Source organism: Xenorhabdus sp. KK7.4 (assembly GCF_963876465.1).
Classification (GTDB): domain Bacteria; phylum Pseudomonadota; class Gammaproteobacteria; order Enterobacterales; family Enterobacteriaceae; genus Xenorhabdus; species Xenorhabdus stockiae.
The window spans coordinates 158,170-175,332 of record NZ_CAWNQF010000144.1 but is presented as its reverse complement, the minus strand read 5'-3'; the positions used below and the strand labels follow the sequence as shown (position 1 = coordinate 175,332).

The 17,163-nt window shown below is 41.2% G+C and carries 16 protein-coding genes and 1 pseudogene; 14 read left to right on the top strand and 3 right to left on the bottom strand.

Features of this window, described 5'->3' with window-relative positions; translation table 11 throughout:
• Positions 1–229 precede the first annotated feature (229 nt).
• The 5 genes and pseudogenes from AACS90_RS22555 (at position 230) to pip (ending at position 5,276) form a co-directional block, all read left to right on the top strand.
• Positions 230–472 carry a hypothetical protein gene (locus tag AACS90_RS22555; protein WP_099121604.1) on the top strand — a complete coding sequence of 81 codons (243 nt, stop codon included), beginning with the start codon at positions 230–232 and terminating at the stop codon, positions 470–472.
• Positions 376–2,669 (top strand): annotated as a pseudogene (locus AACS90_RS22550) (host specificity protein J); the annotation flags it as partial. The gene AACS90_RS22555 and the pseudogene AACS90_RS22550, both read left to right, overlap by 97 nt.
• Positions 2,669–3,064 (top strand): hypothetical protein, encoded by a 396-nt coding sequence (locus AACS90_RS22540; RefSeq protein WP_099121601.1) that lies wholly within the window; start codon positions 2,669–2,671, stop codon positions 3,062–3,064. The pseudogene AACS90_RS22550 and the gene AACS90_RS22540, both read left to right, overlap by 1 nt.
• Positions 3,065–3,687: 623 nt before the next feature.
• Positions 3,688–4,065, top strand: a complete 378-nt coding sequence (gene yebF, locus AACS90_RS22535; RefSeq protein WP_099121600.1) for a protein YebF — start codon at positions 3,688–3,690, stop codon at positions 4,063–4,065.
• A gap of 257 nt (positions 4,066–4,322) precedes the next feature.
• Complete coding sequence (gene pip, locus AACS90_RS22530; RefSeq protein ID WP_099121599.1) at positions 4,323–5,276, top strand: prolyl aminopeptidase; 954 nt, start codon at positions 4,323–4,325, stop codon at positions 5,274–5,276.
• A 59-nt stretch (positions 5,277–5,335) separates the two neighbouring features.
• On the opposite strand, the gene AACS90_RS22525 is transcribed toward pip, so the two are convergent.
• Positions 5,336–5,566, bottom strand: a complete 231-nt coding sequence (locus AACS90_RS22525) for a DNA polymerase III subunit theta (protein ID WP_099121612.1) — start codon at positions 5,564–5,566, stop codon at positions 5,336–5,338.
• Between the two features lie 375 nt (positions 5,567–5,941).
• On the opposite strand from AACS90_RS22525, the gene ftnA reads away from it, so the two are divergent.
• The 8 genes from ftnA (at position 5,942) to htpX (ending at position 13,756) form a co-directional block, all read left to right on the top strand.
• Positions 5,942–6,454, top strand: coding sequence for a non-heme ferritin (gene ftnA, locus AACS90_RS22520; protein WP_099108206.1), 513 nt, complete (start codon positions 5,942–5,944; stop codon positions 6,452–6,454).
• A 228-nt stretch (positions 6,455–6,682) separates the two neighbouring features.
• On the top strand, positions 6,683–7,069 hold the full coding sequence (gene copC, locus AACS90_RS22515; RefSeq protein WP_099121598.1) for a copper homeostasis periplasmic binding protein CopC: 387 nt from the start codon (positions 6,683–6,685) through the stop codon (positions 7,067–7,069).
• Positions 7,069–8,028, top strand: a complete 960-nt coding sequence (gene copD, locus AACS90_RS22510; protein ID WP_099121597.1) for a copper homeostasis membrane protein CopD — start codon at positions 7,069–7,071, stop codon at positions 8,026–8,028. Before copC ends, copD begins: the two co-directional genes overlap by 1 nt.
• 222 nt (positions 8,029–8,250) lie before the next feature.
• Complete coding sequence (locus AACS90_RS22505; RefSeq protein ID WP_099121596.1) at positions 8,251–8,613, top strand: YebY family protein; 363 nt, start codon at positions 8,251–8,253, stop codon at positions 8,611–8,613.
• A gap of 622 nt (positions 8,614–9,235) precedes the next feature.
• Positions 9,236–9,733: a GAF domain-containing protein gene (locus AACS90_RS22500; RefSeq protein ID WP_099108202.1), complete on the top strand. Its 498-nt coding sequence runs from the start codon at positions 9,236–9,238 to the stop codon at positions 9,731–9,733.
• A gap of 95 nt (positions 9,734–9,828) precedes the next feature.
• The gene (proQ, locus tag AACS90_RS22495) at positions 9,829–10,542 is read left to right on the top strand and encodes an RNA chaperone ProQ (RefSeq protein ID WP_099121595.1); all 714 of its coding nucleotides are present in this window, start codon (positions 9,829–9,831) and stop codon (positions 10,540–10,542) included.
• 19 nt (positions 10,543–10,561) lie between these two features.
• Positions 10,562–12,661 carry a carboxy terminal-processing peptidase gene (gene prc / locus AACS90_RS22490; RefSeq protein ID WP_099121594.1) on the top strand — a complete coding sequence of 700 codons (2,100 nt, stop codon included), beginning with the start codon at positions 10,562–10,564 and terminating at the stop codon, positions 12,659–12,661.
• A gap of 210 nt (positions 12,662–12,871) precedes the next feature.
• A complete protein-coding gene (htpX, locus tag AACS90_RS22485) occupies positions 12,872–13,756 on the top strand; it encodes a protease HtpX (protein WP_099108199.1) in 885 nt (294 codons plus the stop codon).
• A gap of 102 nt (positions 13,757–13,858) precedes the next feature.
• Here htpX and AACS90_RS22480 read toward each other — a convergent pair whose 3' ends face one another.
• Both AACS90_RS22480 and AACS90_RS22475 read right to left on the bottom strand, forming a co-directional pair.
• Positions 13,859–15,226, bottom strand: coding sequence for an L-cystine transporter (locus AACS90_RS22480; RefSeq protein ID WP_099121593.1), 1,368 nt, complete (start codon positions 15,224–15,226; stop codon positions 13,859–13,861).
• Positions 15,227–15,656: 430 nt separating this feature from the next.
• Complete coding sequence (locus AACS90_RS22475; RefSeq protein ID WP_099121592.1) at positions 15,657–16,250, bottom strand: metal-dependent hydrolase; 594 nt, start codon at positions 16,248–16,250, stop codon at positions 15,657–15,659.
• Positions 16,251–16,611: 361 nt separating this feature from the next.
• Here AACS90_RS22475 and AACS90_RS22470 point away from each other — a divergent pair, with 361 nt between their 5' ends.
• Entirely contained in the window at positions 16,612–17,151 is a 540-nt protein-coding gene (locus AACS90_RS22470; protein WP_099121591.1) for a YniB family protein, read from the top strand.
• Positions 17,152–17,163 lie beyond the last annotated feature (12 nt).

The window sequence follows — 17,163 nt, the reverse complement described above, 5'->3', positions numbered from 1 at the left end:
TTCGAAATCCAGGGCGGCATCGACTTGACGGACTAAATGATGTTGAGGCACAAGCGCATCGAGCGAGAGTGTTTCGGGCGGGAAAGTCTGGGGAGGGGGTATTCTTAACATGGCGGCAAGCTCCGTCGGGTGAACGGAATTTGATTAAATCAAAGTGCCGGATAAAAAACCAGCACTTTGTCAGTAATCTGTAACCCCCTAACGGGGGTTTTTTTATTGGAATAATTTTATGAATACATTGCGAAACGTGCGACTTTCTGGCGTGCTCGGCTCTCAATTTGGGCGCGAATATCAACTGGCTGTCTCTTCACCTCAGGAAGCTATTCGGGCCTTGTCTGTGCTGGTTGACGGTTTTGAAAAATACCTCTTAAAGGGGGCACCGAACCGCGGCATACCTGCAATGTGTATATCCAGTCACAGGAAGAGGCATGGACGGTACTGCGGGATATTGCCGGTATCTTCCGGGGGATGACCTACTGGGCAAACAATAACATGAACGTGCTGGCGGATATGCCCCGGGATGTGGATTATCTCTACACTCGCGCCAACGTGCGTGACGGTAAGTTTGTCTACAGCAGCGCCAGTGAAAAGACCCATTATTCTACCGCGATGGTGAGCTGGTCAGATCCGCAGAACGGCTATCAGGATGCGGTGGAACCGGTCTTCGACCACCGATTGATACGTCGTTTTCAGGTCAGGCAGGCCGATGTGACCGCGATTGGTTGTACCCGCCAGAGTGAAGCCATTCGACGCGGTAAATGGATATTACACACCAACGAGTATGATCGGATGGTCAGCTTTACCGTGGGGCTGGACGGCAAAATTCCCTTGCCCGGCTATGTTATCGGAGTAGCCGATGAAATGCTGGCAGGTCGGGTGCTGGGCGGTCGTCTTCATGGTGCAGGCGGGCGCAATATCACTTTAGACAGAGTATCGTCGGCAAAAGTGGGGGAACGGCTGATTCTGAACCTCCCTTCGGGCAAGGCAGAAGGTCGCACCATTCAGGCGGTCAACGGCACCGTGATCACGGTCACGACGGCCTATTCTGAAACGCCGATTGCCGAGTCCGTCTGGGCCATTGATGCCACCGATTTAACCATTCAGCTATTCCGGGTTACCGGCATTAAAGAAGGGGATGACGGTGTTTCGTTTGACATTACCGCCATTGAGCACAACCCGGATAAATACGCGCACATTGATACCGGCATTCGCATGGATGAACGCCCTATTTCCCTTATTCCGCCGGGGGTACAATCGCCGCCGAAAAATGTCGTTATCAGCAGTGATTCGGTGGTTCATCAGGGCATTGCGATCACCACCCTGCGGGTGACGTGGAACGCGGCAGAAAGTGCCATTGCCTATGAAGCCGAATGGCGACGGGATAACGGTAACTGGATAGCGGCTCCGCGCACGTCAACACAGGGCTTTGAGGTGCCGAACATCTACGCCGGACGTTATCAGGCACGGGTACGGGCCATTAATGCCGCGGAAATCTCCAGCCTGTGGGCGAATGCACCGGAAACGCACCTGAAGGGCAAAGCCGGGGAGCCACCTGCGCCGTTAGGCTTTAAAGCCACGCCGATTGTGTTCGGGATCCAGTTAGACTGGGGCTTTGCCCCTCATACGGACGATACGCTGAAAACCGAAATCCAGTACAGCCCGACGAGTGATGGCGAGGGACTGATGTTACTGGCCGACATTCCCTATCCACAAAAGACCTATGTCATGCAGGGACTGGCCGCCGGCGTCGCGTTCTATTTCCGTGCCCGACTGGTGGATAAATCCGGCAATCCCTCCCCGTGGACCGACTTTCTGCGAGGGGAGTCCTCCACGGATGCCAGCTGGATTACTGACGCCGTCGGTGATCAGCTGATGACAGCCGAGGCCGGAAAGCGGTTACAGGCACAACTGGATTATCAGGCGGAAGCGGACCTGATTAATGGGGTCGCTATTCAACAGAATAGTTTTGAGCTGATGGCAAGGGATGGAGAAAACAAGGCCGAAATCCGGCGACTTGACCGGGTGTTTGCTGACCGTGAAGTGGCCTGGGCGCAATCCATTAAAGAAGTGAAATCCAGCGTCGGAGAGATCGCTCTTCCATTCAGGAAAACCAGAAATCCATCAATAAATTAGACTTGTCATTTGCAGAGAGCGAACAGCGTGTTCAGGCGCAACTAAAAGATCAGCAGGCGATCATCAGCACCAAAATGCAAGCCGAGTTTAATCAGCCCGGCAATGGTTACGCTATTCATAGCGTGAATATCACTCTTAAGCACAATGGGGTGAAATATAACGCCGGGGGTATGGTGATTAGTGGCGAGATTAAAAACGGTCAACTGGAATCCTATATTGGGTTTTCTGCGAATAACTTTGCGTTTTATAACCCCGCTAACGGGAAAATGGAGCCGTTTATGGTCGCCAAAAATGGTCAGTTATTTGTACAGGATGCCTTTATCGATATGGCGAATATTCGCAAGCTGGTTGTCGGGGATGAAATTAAATCCGCTAACTTCGATCCCCGGAACAGAACCGGCTTCAGGCTGGATATGCGCACGGGGGAAATGACCAGTTATGGTCAGGGTTCAGGCGGTTACTGGGTGGAAACCAACAACCTGAAGCAATTGTTTGACAGTCGCGGCCGGTTACGTATCCGAATGGGGTTTTGGTAATGGAGATGGGATTAGAGATTTATGACGAGCAGGGGCGGGTGATTATCACCACGAATAATATTATTCCGCGTTTTCTCGGGACGCATATGATCCCGCTGAACAAAACTGGCAGTCTGTATTTGCCGGGCCTGAGCGAGGGCGGCAATGTCACTGCCCGGTTCTTTCTGCGTATGCGCAGTTCCGGGGGCTCCGGGATTCAGATTGCCCAGCTCAGCAATGAGTTCACCACGTTCAGCGTTTCCGGCAGTACCTTCAGTTATACGAGATTACTATCGTCTGAGATAGATACATCTGGCTTTTTGTCTTGCATATTCATTCCCTCATCTAATCAACAATACACATTGCTAAATAACATGAAGGCGGTGGGAGACTTCTCCGCCGGTGAACATCAATAAAAGGGTTCATCAATACGGGAAAGTACGGCTTGACTAAAATTTGATAGGCAGCATGTTTTGTGGGCAGGATGACATAAAATGACAGGCGGGGAATTAATAGAATTTGTCAGATGTCTGATAAGACTTAGTATTCTAAAAGCGGGATTTTTATAATTTGTAACTCATTGATTTATATAATTTCTGTCACCATGCGTGAAATGAGAAAAATCAACCACTTATCTAAATGGGATAATTCTCCCCTTTTAACCTATTAATTATTCCGTGGTCCTCACTTTGGCTGATGGGTATACGAAAATTTTCGGATACCTCTGCAACTCATTGATTTGTCCATTCATCCTCACTTTGTCTCAATCCTTCCGTTTCAAACGGAGCGATTGACTCACCAGTATAAAAGTAAATTTTATGTACAACGCTATGTACGTTTTGTGTTTGTACATAAATAAGTTTATGTATGTAAATTTTATATTTATTTTATTGTTTTTATTTAATTTATTTAAAATTATCTTATTTGAGGATGAAAATAGTCACAACGCATTTTTAACAAAACTCACATAATTACTGCTATTACATGTTAGTTTAACCTAACATTAATCCATACTATTTGGATGGTAATAGGAGGTAACATGAAGATAAAACAATTCATCCATCGTGCAGGGTTATTGAATGTGGCCGTTGCACTTTCTTTTGCGTTTACAACTGCTGTATCAGCTGCTGAAAATGACCATGTCGCTAAATTTGTTTCCTGCAAAAATCTGACTAAAGATCAAATAGCCGCACAAGTTAAACAAGATTTCCTGCAAAATCGTCTTAATCACTGGGATAAGGATAGGAAACAGTTAGGTACTGCAAAACCCGTAGCATGGGTAAATGTCAACGATATTACTGGTGATAAAGACGCATTGCAGGTTCCGTTAGTTGTCAGGGGCACTAAAAATGACAAAAGCTATAATGTCACAATCGATTGCCAGAAAGAGACTATCAGCTATAGTGAAATCCGGTAATTAAAGAGTCATGATAGCTTCACATGTGTTCGGGATACTGGAAACGTATCCCTTTTTATGCCTTTCGTCTTTCAAGTTACCTATTTGTTGGTTACGCTCTCTTATTCCTACCACATAATGAGTTATGCTTCCGGGGGATCAATTAAAGGCTCTTGCTTCCCAATGGAGCCACTTTTGGTTGCTTCGGCAACTTTGTCACTCTCTTACTGGCGGACACAATTTGGAACCCAGTGGATGTATCTGATTGAGAGGTCTCTATGACGGAATTACGGAAACTTTATCCGGCTTATGATGCATATAAGACTGGCTATCTGGATACCGGAGACGGGCACCAGATTTACTGGGAACTGTGCGGTAATCCCAAAGGTAAACCTGCGGTATTTATTCACGGAGGACCGGGCGGAGAAATAGCCCACTATCATCGGCAGCTATTCAACCCTGAACATTACCATGTCATGCTATTTGACCAGCGTGGTTGTGGGCGTTCTAAGCCTCATGCAAGCCTTGAGAATAATACAACCTGGCATCTGGTCGATGATATTGAACGCTTACGTACACTAATGGGCGTTGATAATTGGCTGGTTTTTGGTGGTTCATGGGGTTCAACATTATCTCTGGCTTATGCCCAGAAACATCCCCATGCTGTATCAGAGCTGGTATTAAGGGGAATATTCCTACTCCGGCCTCAGGAATTGCAATGGTATTATCAGGAAGGTGCTTCCCGATTTTTTCCGGAAAAATGGGAGCGTATATTATCCATTCTTTCTGAAGAAGAGAGCGAAGATGTGATTAGTGCTTATCGGAAACGTCTGACAAGTAGTGATCCTGCCGTACAGTTGGAAGCCGCTCAACTATGGAGTACCTGGGAAGGTGAAACTATCACACTGTTACCTTCTGAACATGCAGATTCATTTGCAGAAGAACAGTTTGCTCTGGCAATTGCACGTATTGAAAATCATTATTTTATCCATAACGGTTTTATGGATGAGACGCAGCAACTATTAGATAATATTGATGCTATCAGACATATTCCAGCAGTCATTATTCATGGACGCTATGATATGGCATGTCAGGTACAGAATGCCTGGGATCTGGCAAAAGCATGGCCAGAAGCTGAACTTCATATTATTGAAGGAGCAGGTCACTCTTTTGATGAACCGGGTATTTTGCATCAGTTAATCAAGGCAACGGATAAGTTTGTTGGAAAGTAGATGAGGTAACCACTTGCTTACGCAGTGGTTACTTTTTACTATTTTTTAGTTGCTATTTTTTAACGGCTTTTGGGCTCGTAAGGTAAACGTGATAAAGACCTTGATTGCTGACGGTAATGCCTCAATCGCTGCTGAAAATATTCCCTCAGATGTTGTGGCTGAGTTTGTTCAACATTATCCGGAATGACAGGCATATTATAACGCTCTTTAAATGCAACTCCTGATGCCGCTAAATCAGTGTTGACTTTGTCCATCTCATCTTTTGATAGTCTGGCTAAATTATGCTCTATCATATTGTCTCCCAAAAATACTATGTATACCTCTTACCGCTCAAGTTGATTCTTGAAATCTATAAGATATATCTTCAGGAGATAAAATTAATGGAGTCTCGTTCATTTAGCAAGCTGTTATTTGAATAAAAAACACTCGAGTAAAGATTAATAATATCAATTATCATTTCTATTAAATTGGTTTTATTTTAATAAATATTTAATCAAATAAAATTGATTATTATTTCCTTATATTTAATGAGATTTATTCTTGTTAAAGAATGAACATAAATCATTAATTATCAATTTGTTACTTATTTTTAATTTATTTTTGTTTTATTGGTTTTTAATAGGCATAATATGCTCCAGTTAATTAATCATCAGGAGATTGGGCTAATGTTGAAACAAGAAATGATCACGAAATTAAATGAGCAATTAAATCTAGAATTTTATTCTGCTAATTTATATCTGCAAATGAGTGCATGGTGTAGTGATAAAGGGTACGAAGGAGCGGCAGCATTTCTGAGAGCCCATTCACAGGAAGAAATGCAGCATATGCAACGCTTATTTGATTATCTGGGCGATACAGGAGCAATGCCTGTACTGGGCGCGATTCAGGCTCCACCCGTTGAATTCAGTTCCATTTCTGATGTATTCAATCAGACCTATGAGCATGAAAAACTGATCACTGAAGAGATTAATAAACTGGCCCACCTGGCGATGACCACTCAGGATTATTCTACTTTTAACTTCTTACAGTGGTATGTTTCTGAACAGCATGAAGAAGAGAAGTTATTCAAATCTATTCTGGATAAACTGGGTATGGTGGGTGAAAGTGGTAAATCTTTATTCTTACTGGATAAGGATTTGAAAGGGTTATCTGTTCCTGCACATGCAGCCCACGCCTGAAAAGAGTTTATAATAAACTAGTCTCTATCTGTCTGATGGATTTTTGGACCGTGATTTTTGTTTTTTGACTATGTCAATCAGGAGTCACGGTTTTTTCGTTTTATTTTCCACTATTGTTTTTGCGTGGTGCTTCACAGGTCCGGCCTTTTACCACAGATTAAACTTGTCTTTTGATATAGAATCCTCTCAATTATAAAATTCTTCTTTATATTAAAGGGTTATATATTTATGACTATTTTTAGCATTCGCTCATTCTGGACTAAATTATCTGCCTTGGTTGTTTTGTTTGTTGGTATATCCTGCCAACAGGCTTTAGCGCATGCCCACTTAAAAGATCAAACTCCGGCTGAAAATACAACGGTTGAAGCTGCACCACAAGCTATAACCCTGAGTTTTTCAGAACGCATTGAACTCGGATTCAGCAAAGTAAAATTAATTGGTCCGGAAAAACAAGAAATTAGAACAGGAAAACTGGAGCTTGATCCAGAAACTAAAACCAAATTGATTCTGCCGGTTGAAGCCAAACTTTCTGCCGGAGAATATCGCGTTGATTGGAGTGTGTTGTCAGTCGATGGCCATAAAACAAAAGGTGTCTATAACTTTACCGTAAGATAATGATTTCACTCGAGGCATTATACGTACTCTGCCGTTTTTTCCACTTTGTGGTTGTAATGCTAATGTTCGGGCTTAGTCTGTTCATTACTTTACTTGCATCAGGCCACTTTTCAGTATTGATTAGAAAACGGCTGAAGTCTGCTTTAGGGATTAGTACTGCTCTGGCTTTTATTACTTCAATCGTCTGGTTTATTGTACAGGCCGGGCTGATGGGAGATGGCTGGCACGATGCTTACCAGCCTGAAATATGGCAGGCCGTATTAGGGACCGCTTTTGGCAAGGTATGGCAGTGGCAATTGTTGGTTGCAACACTTACTGTGATGGGGATACTTTTTTTACGTACTAATGCCGGTAGTTCACAAGTAAAGCACTTTTTATTATTAGGCTGCTCTGTTGTTTTGCTTTCAAGCCATGCCTTCATTGGGCATGCCGCTATGTATGAAGGGGAACTTGGTCAACTGCTTCAACTAAATCAGGTTGTCCACTTACTCAGTGCAGGTTATTGGTTTGGTGGATTATGGCCGTTTTTGCTGTGCTTGCAATTTTTACGTCTGAAAGGTGGTGCCGGCTTGAATCCAACTCCTGATAAGGTGGGGTATGGAGGCACGGAGAATCGTCTTTATGATGAAAGTGTTGCTGCGATGAGACGATTTTCTAATTATGGGCATCTGGCCGTTTTTTTGGTAATTGCCACAGGTATTGTCAGTAGCATCATTTTAATTCCGGGCTGGCCGTCGCTTGATGTCCCGATCTCCGAATACCAATCAATGTTATGGCTAAAAATAATATTGGTCACAATTATGGTTCTCTTAGCCTTAATCAATCGTTATATCCTAGTGCCTAAATTAAAGCAAAAAGGGCGCTATGAATTGCTAATGATCAACAGTTGGCTGGAAATCATTCTGGGAACAGCTGCCCTGCTATGCGTTGCTATTTTTGCAACAGAACCTCCTGTGTGATCCTTATTTACATGCGGCATATTCCATTTTGGTCGGCTTAGCTATTTTTCAACTGTATTTCGTGTTAAATGCATAAGCGCAGAGTTTCTGCGCTGCCATTTCCCTGAAAGTATGGTGTAGTGCAGTTAAGTGTATTGGTTATGGTAATGAGTGTAGTCTTAGCTATATAAACAGGGAAAAGGGCGTTAGAATTCGGGTTGTGTATTTATCTGGGGAATAACAATGAAACGAGTATTTTGTGTTTTATCTTTTTTGTTTTTTTCTTTTCAGGGGATAGCGGCTCCAATACAAACTGTAAGTAAATTACAGTTTGGTAAGCAGTGGGCTTTCACCCGTGAAGAGGTTATGCTTGATTGCCGTTCAGGAGGTGCATTGTTCGTGATCAACCCCAGTACGCTTATGCAATATCCACTTAATGAACGAGCAGAAGAACTTGTGCAAGCGCATCAGGTGATTGCAACACCGTTAAGTACAATACTTCTGGATGATCCCGAGGATAATAATCAAAAAATGAGTATTAAACCATTTCAAAAGGCAGCTATGTCTTTATGTGATTATAAATCAGGTGATAAAAAAGATAAGTGATTTTTATTGTTAATATGAATGAAATGTCAATTAATGTGCTAATAAATTAACCAAAATTGGTAAATTACCATGTGTCAACTACTCTTTAAGAGGTAAGTTGTTCTACGTCTCAATGGCATTTTAGCGCACGGCTCTCTAACAGAGCCATTTTCCCTAGGCCGAGTAGAGGAATGAGCTCGGCCTTTTTTTATTATGCTTACCATAATTAGTGAATAATTTTACTCTTTTTTCACAGGTTCATGTTTTTCCTAATTTGTATAATTTGTTCAGTAGACTTTGAATGGCAATAATGTAGTGACAAACAAACACAAAAAAATTGCAATAAACAACCATTCGTCGGTAGAGAGAATATTGGATAATAATTTGAACAGGAACACGGTTTGGACTGCAAATCAGGTAGTTTTATAATATAAGCTGTGATAACTAACTGAATTTTAAAAGTGAATACTGGTAAAATTCTCGAAAGAAAATTCTAATTCTGTGCTTCGGGCTTTAAGCTGGGACAGCGAATACAAGGGATAGTAGAAAATTTATCGGAGTGACTGATATCTTTAATAAGAATCTCTGTTCGTTAATTTATTGTTGTTCATTTGTTGTGCTTGACTACTTTGTATAGGTGTATATGGATAAGTATAAACTCTATGAAAATTTATCAGATAGCTTGATGGCATTATTATCAGGCGAGTATAACCTGATCGCGTCTCTTGCAAATACAAGTTCATTGTTATATGAACATTTGGATAATGTTAATTGGGTTGGCTTTTACTTGGTAGATGGTGATACCCTAGTTTTAGGGCCATTTCAGGGCAAAATTGCTTGTGTTCGTATTCCTATAGGGAAAGGGGTATGTGGAACCGCTGTAGAAAAGAATAGTATTCAGCGTATTTCTGATGTGCATGCTTTTCCCGGTCATATAGCCTGTGATGCCAATAGTAATGCTGAAATTGTCCTTCCTTTGGAAATTAATGGGCAAGTTATTGGCGTTCTCGATATCGACAGCACGGTTTTTGACCGGTTCGATGAATACGATGAACATGGCTTGAAAGCCCTTGTTAGCAGGCTTTGTGAGCATTTGGGGCAATGTGTTGTGCCAAAATATCTGCAACAGAATGTAACTTAACTTATGTATGACGTGGCATTTATCGGCAACACCATTATAATGTCGCCTGTTCATGCCTGCGCTGGTTGGCAAAACCGTTGTAATCAGGAAATTTCATGGAAAATCAACCTAAGTTGAACAGTAGTAAAGAAGTCATTGCTTTTTTGGCTGATCGTTTCCCGTTATGTTTCGCCGCAGAAGGTGAAGCACGTCCTTTGAAAATCGGGATCTTTCAGGATATCGTTGAACGCATTCAGGGCGAAGAGTGTTTAAGTAAAACACAACTCCGTTCTGCTCTGCGCTTGTATACTTCCAGTTGGCGTTACCTTTATGGTGTAAAAGAAGGTGCTCAACGTGTTGACCTTGACGGTAATGCATGTGGTGAGCTGGAAGCTGAGCATATTGAACATGCGCGCCAGCAGTTAGCGGAAGCTAAAGCTCGTGTACAGGCTCAACGGGCTGAGCAACGTGCCAAAAAACGTGAAACAGAAAACGTATCTGACAAGAAAAGCGAACGTCCTGTGAATAAAAAGGCTGCGCCTCGTCGCCGTCCGGAAGCAGGTAAAAAGGATGAAAAACGTCCATCCCGTTCGCAAGAGCGCCCGCAGCAATCGCGTAAACCAGCAGATAAAACTAGCAAAAAAATTGCACAACCTGAGTTAACCTCAGTTACAGATGTATCCTCTTTGAAAGTCGGGCAGACGATCAAAGTGAATGTAGGGAAAAGCCTAATGGATGCTTCTGTGCTGGAAATTGCGAAAGATGGTGTAAGAGTGCAGTTACCTACTGGTCTGGCAATGATTGTACGCGCAGAACACTTAAAGTTCTGATACGGAGGCCAACTTGGGCATGAACAAACTCATTACTTTGGCTTTCGTTTTAGGGCTATCATTTTTTGGTACAGGGTATGCAGATACTGTCAATGATGGTGCTGCTCGTAGTAATACTTCTGTACCTGTTACCGGAACAACAGTTGGGAATAATCAGCTTACTGTTACTATAAATCAGCTACCCGATCTAAAACCGGAACCACAACATGCGACAGTAAGTAAACGGGTTGTTTCCCGTTTTCTCAGTTCTCACTACCGACATTTCAATCTTGATGCCGATTTCTCAGGCAAGATCTTTGACCGTTACTTAAATATGCTCGATTATGGGCATAATATTTTTTTGGCATCAGATATCGCGCAATTTGCTACACAAAAAGGGCTTTTGGGTAAAGAGCTTGAGAATGGTGATTTACATCTTCCATATGCGTTATTTAACTTACAGCAAAAACGTCGTTTTGAACGCTATCAATATGCTCTTTCCACGTTAGAGAAGCCTATCCGCTTAGATGGAAATGATAAGCTAGAGACTGAACGTGATAAAGCACCGTGGCCTGCGAGTGTTGAAGAATTAAATAATCTTTGGGATGCAAAGATTAAGTCAGATTGGATAAATCTTAAACTGTCAGGGAAAAATGACAAAGAGATCAAGGAAACGCTGACAAAACGTTATAGGACTTTGCTGAAACATTTGACTCAGAGTAAAAGTGAAGATGTTTTTCAAATCATAATGATGGCTTTTGCTCGTGAAATAGATCCTCATACCAGTTATCTTTCACCTCGTAATACAGAGCAGTTTAATTCAGAGATGAGCCTTTCACTTGAAGGGATCGGTGCTGTTTTACAATATGATGATGAATACGTAACCGTCCGCTCACTAGTAGCAGGGGGACCGGCAGCCAAAAGTAATTTGCTCAAAGTCGGAGATAAAATTATTGGGGTAGGGCAGGCAGGTAAACCTATTGTAGATGTTGTTGGCTGGCGCTTGGAAGATGTTGTAGCTCTGATCAAGGGGCCAAAAGGCAGTAAAGTCCGCCTTGAAATTATTCCAAGTGCGAAAGGGGCAAAAAATCATATTATTACGTTAACTCGTGAAAATATTCGCCTTGAAGACAACGCAGTTAAAATGTCAGTTAAAACTGTTGGTAAAGAAAAAGTGGGGGTTCTTGATATTCCCAGTTTTTATGTTGGTTTGACTAATGATGTAAAAGTACAACTGCAAAAACTAACGAAGCAAAATGTTTCGGCCATTGTTATTGATTTACGTGGTAATGGCGGTGGCGCGCTGACAGAAGCTGTTTCACTTTCTGGTTTATTCATCACAACTGGTCCGGTTGTACAAATCCGAGATAATACAGGGCGGATTAAAGAGGATTCAGATACTGATGAAGCGATATATTATAAAGGCCCTTTGGTTGTTTTAGTTGATAATTTAAGTGCTTCTGCATCTGAAATTTTTGCGGCTGCTATGCAAGATTACGGTCGTGGATTAATTGTTGGTGAGCCGACCTTTGGTAAAGGGACAGTTCAACAGTATCGTTCCCTGAACCGCATTTATGATCAAATGCTCAGTCCTGACTGGCCAGCAATTGGTTCAGTGCAATATACCATTCAGAAGTTTTACCGGATAAATGGTGGTAGTACTCAGCTTAAAGGTGTGACACCTGATATTCTTATGCCAACAGGGGCAGAGCCTACTGATATAGGTGAAAGTAAGGAAGATAATGCTTTGCCTTGGGATAGTATCCAGCCAGCAGTTTATTCTTCTTCAAAGAATATTTCAGAGTTAGTACCATCATTAACTAAACTGCATCGCCAGCGTATCGCTAATGATCCTGAATTTAAATATATTGACCAGGATATTGCTTATTATAAAGTACTAAAAGCTCGTCATGGTGTTTATTCATTAAACTATGCAGAGCGAGAGAAAGAAAATAAAGAATATGAAGCGATTAAACTAAATCGTATCAATGAGCGCTTCAAACGTGAAGGCAAAAAACCACTTGTGTCGCTTGATGACTTAGCAAAAGATTATAAAGGGCCAGACCCTTACTTAGACGAGTCCGTACAAATTGCTCTGGATTTGGCTCACCAGCCAGTTGAAATAACTCAGAATAAATAGTAGTGGTTTTGGATATCACAATGCATAAAAAGCCGACTTTATAGTCGGTTTTTTTACTTTTGTATTATTAGCTGGATCTTATGTAAAATTGTAAAGTTAAGTTGATTCTATGGCTTAACACCTTAAAGAAATTGAATAATATGGTCTTAGTCCCCATCTTATGATTTACTTTTAGTTGAACTGTTTGATTATTAAAGGAAGCAAATTTATATGATGAGAATTGCCCTGTTCCTGCTCACCAACCTTGCCGTTATGGTTGTGTTTGGGATAATACTTTCACTTACGGGAGTACAGAGAAGTAGTGTTGCCGGCCTTATGATTATGGCTGGTTTGTTTGGTTTTGGTGGTGCATTTATTTCTTTGTTAATGTCAAAATGGATGGCATTACGTTCTGTTGGTGGGCAGGTTATTGAAAAACCGTCTAACGAAATGGAATTCTGGCTGATGGAAACTGTTCGCCGTCAGTCCGATCAAGTCGGCATTACTATGCCGCAGGTTGCTATCTATGACGCACCGGATATTAACGCATTCGCTACAGGAGCGCGCCGTAATGCGTCTTTAGTGGCTGTTAGTACAGGCTTGCTGAATAATATGAGCCGTGATGAAGCTGAAGCTGTTATTGCTCATGAGGTTAGCCACATCGCTAATGGTGACATGGTAACAATGACGTTGTTACAAGGGATTGTAAATACATTTGTTATCTTTATCTCACGTATCATTGCACAAGCAGCTGCAAGTTTCTTGTCCAGCAGTGACGATGAGAGCGAAAGTAGTAGTAATGGCAACCCTATTGTTTATATGATCCTTTCCATGGTTTTGGAAATTGTATTTGGTATTCTGGCAAGTATTATTACCATGTGGTTCTCTCGTTATCGTGAATTTCACGCAGATGCAGGTTCAGCAAAACTTGTCGGGCGTGAGAAAATGATTGCTGCATTACAGCGCCTCAAAACAAGCTATGAGCCTCAGGAAGAAGGCAGCATGATGGCGTTTTGTATCAATGGCAAATCGAAGAGTTTTAGTGAGTTATTCTTATCTCACCCACCATTGGATAAACGTATTGAAGCGTTACGTAGCGGCGAATATATTAAGTAATACTGCTTGGCTTGCATCTATTTAAAAGATGAGAATCTAAACAGCTAAATGAAAAAAGCCGGGATTTATCATACATCCCGGCTTTTTTACCATTAGGATTATTTAATCCTGATCAAATAGCTTTTTATCAGTTTTACCCATTAACTGACTGGTAATTGTGCCGGCAGTCATAGCTCCATTAACATTTAGAGCAGTACGCCCCATGTCAATCAGTGGTTCAACAGAGATTAATAAAGCGACCAAAGTGACAGGCAATCCCATTGCTGGCAGAACAATAAGTGCAGCAAACGTAGCACCACCACCAACACCAGCTACACCAGCAGAACTGATAGTCACAATCCCCACCAGAGTTGCAATCCATAGAGGGTCAAAAGGATCAATACCAACTGTTGGAGCGATCATAGCCGCTAACATAGCAGGATAAATTCCAGCACAACCGTTTTGGCCGATAGTCGCACCAAATGAAGCGGAAAAGCTGGCTATAGACTCAGGAACACCAATGCGACGTGTTTGCGTTTCAACATTTAACGGGATACTTGCAGCACTTGAGCGGCTGGTAAAAGCAAATGTTAGAGCAGGGCCTGCCTTTCTTAAGAATTTTAGTGGGTTGATACCTGTTATAGCTAAAAGAATACCGTGTACAACAAACATTAGACCTATAGCAATGTAGGAAGCAACAACAAAATTACCTAATTGGGCAATATCATGAATATTTGAACTGGCAACTACTTTGGTCATTAATGCCATTACTCCATATGGGGTAAGGCGCATAACCAGCCTGACTAGTTTCATTGCCCATGCTTGCATAGTATCAATCGCGATAAGAGCACGTTCACCGCGTTCTTGGTCATCTTTCAGCATTTGCAGAGCTGCAATTCCCAAAAATGTTGCAAAAATGACGACGCTGATAATTGAGGTCGGATTTGCTCCAGTAAGATCTGCAAATGGATTTTTAGGAATAAAAGAGAGGATTAGTTGCGGTACACTCAGGTCTGAAACCCGATTAATATAGTTTGTCTCAATTGCTGACAGACGAGCAGCCTCTTGTGTCCCCTGTACTAATCCAGCAGCGGTCAATCCAAACATATTGGCGATAACAACACTGATTAAAGCAGAAATCGCTGTAGTAAGCAGTAAAGTACCAATAGTCAGCAAGCTGATTTTACCTAAGGAAGATGCTTTATGCAGACGTGCAACTGCACTTAGTATAGAAGCAAAGACTAATGGCATAATGACCATTTGTAACAATTGCACATAACCATTGCCGACGATGTTGAACCATTTAATTGATTCTTTCACGATCGGGTTATGCGCACCATAAATAACATTTAATGCTAATCCAAAAAAGACACCAACAACTAAGGCAAAAAGAACTTTTTTGGATAGACTCCATTGATCTGAACTCGTTTTTGCTAATATAACGAGTAGTGCTGTAAAAACCAGCACATTGATAATGAGTGGTAAATTCATCCCTAGTCTCCAATATTCTGACTAATATTCTTGTATGGTATGTATTCACTTCGAGTTATAGCGAAAAGTTTTACCATTATTTTATTAAAGAATTATGGTATCAATATAAGTATTAGCTTTCTTATAATTTTAGAGAATATAATATAATTATTTGTCACTAGATAGCACTATTAGTTATATGTATTTATGGGATTTGTTTTGCTTTCGTTCAATGTTAGCCCACATGTGAGTGGGGCCGCCTCAGAGAATATGAAGTCATTTAAGTTATCTAATTAATATATAAGTTTATTTATCAACAATCGCAAGTTGTAACTCAGAAGTTAGATACCAGATAGTGAAATTAATGAGCAAAAATAAAGAAATAATATTTATGTTTTTGATTGGCCCTATTATCAAAATAGGACCATTATTTGATTAAAAATAAATTCAATTATTTGTACAAATTTTGTAATTTATCAATGTGTAATTTATCAAGTTGCAGTTTATCGAATTGCAATTTATCAAAATAATCCATAAATGAAAGATTGATATGTTGTGGAATAAGAATAGCAATTACTACAAGTAAAACTGCTATGAAGCGCTCTGCTTTTTTACGTTCTTTTCCCCTCAAGATAGGAATTCGAAAACGCATTTTCAGTGGCCATAAGAGAGGAATACCTGCGGGTGTCAGCATATCTGCGATTAGGTGGCTAATATACCCTATGAGCATGGCATGGATAAAATCAGTTGGTATAGGCCACTCAGGGGGTATTTCAGTCTGAAACAGAACAACACCGACTGTCAGAGCCAGTAGGCTATGAGTGAACCCTCTGTGCCCGCAAAGCCGAGCAATAGGAACGGAAATAAAACGGAATAATCTACCTAAAGTTGAATGTGGATGATCAATATCTGGCAATAAAGAAGCCAAAAGTACACCGGGAATCATGTGGAACCAATCCCCCTGTGCTATTTCTGGAGTGATTTCTAGCTGGTGAGCCAATACAAGGCTGGCAACTGAAAAGAGAAGGTGTCCTTCTGCTGTCATAATTATTTATACTAGATTGTTTGTTGTATTGATTACTGGAGCTGATTGCTGTTTATGCATACAGTGCGCTAGTATAGAGGGTTTTATCCTGGTTGAACAGGGGGTAAAAAAGAAAAATCTTTTATTTATTAACATATAACACTAATATTTAACTGGCCCTTGCCTAGAACATATATCTATACTCAATGGATTTTACATTGCATCGTGGCGGCAAGGGAGCAGCAAATTAGTCAAAAATGAACTTGCCCAGCCAATAAAAAGGAAATTTGAAAGGCGAAGAGTATATGCTTCTGGTGATTAATTCACTTACTTTCGCGTTACAACTTGAAATCTTTTGGATATATGCGCATGAGGAGTATCAATGACGTATTCACAGGCAAGGTATGTAGCTATCACGAAGCGGCTATTGGGTTGGATTATTTTTATACCTGCTTTTTTGTCAACTCTAGTTTCAGTAGTCAATTTGGTATGGCTGCATGGAGTTAAAGGTGATGGTATTAACGCAGTCTTGAATGATTTTTTAAAAATGATGGCTGACGTGATTAAGTTCAATACACCGTTTTTAGATTTTTTCTGGAGACATTCTCCAACACCAGATTATGTGGCGGCGTTCACAGGAACGAATGTTAGTTTTTTAGTCATCTATTTCCTGATGTTTGTTGGTTTGGCGATGAGTGCATCTGGTTTGAGGATATACCGTCAATTTAAATTTATTAGGGAACAGATTGAAGATCATATGATCCTTGAGAAAGCAAAAGAAAGTGATGTCACTAAAGAACAGCTGGAAGCCAAGGTAGAATTCCCTCGGCACTCATTATTCAGTCAAATATTCACTCTCTATATATCGCCTATTATTATTGGTGCAATTGCTTATTTTTTATCAAAATTATTAGGTTGGTGATGCAATATCATA